Source organism: Pseudogracilibacillus amylolyticus (SeqCode) (assembly GCF_051918545.1).
In the GTDB taxonomy this organism is placed as follows: Bacteria; Bacillota; Bacilli; order Bacillales; family Amphibacillaceae; genus Pseudogracilibacillus.
Genome location: NZ_JBPPZG010000031.1, coordinates 1 through 338, shown reverse-complemented (window position 1 = coordinate 338; position 338 = coordinate 1). Strand labels below are relative to the sequence as shown.

Genomic DNA, 338 nt, shown 5'->3' with positions numbered 1-338 from the left:
CAACAACTAAATGGTATGTTAATTTATAATTTGCGTGTCTATTTTTGTTATAATAAATAAATACCACCTCCTATTGTTTGTTACAACTAAATGTATTATAATATATATAGATTTATAATACAACTAAACTTAGAGAGGAGGTTCGTTCGATGAAGCAAGTAAAAACAATTAGCGCGAAAGTTCTAACTCACGGAAGTAAGACTTTCGATCCGACATTAAAAATCTATCGTGAAGCACTTACGTTTTTAGTAGAAGCGATCGATAAAGAGTGGGAAATTATCGAACTTTAATTCAAATAATTTTTGATCCAACTGCCCGGAAAGAACTTTTTTAAAATT

Annotated in this window: 1 protein-coding gene; it reads left to right on the top strand. The window is 29.6% G+C overall.

The genetic code is table 11. The features are described 5' to 3' along the window. Positions 1-149: 149 nt before the first annotated feature. On the top strand, positions 150-290 hold the full coding sequence (locus tag ACPYKA_RS05520) for a hypothetical protein (protein WP_479541389.1): 141 nt from the start codon (positions 150-152) through the stop codon (positions 288-290). The last annotated feature ends 48 nt before the right edge of the window (positions 291-338 follow it).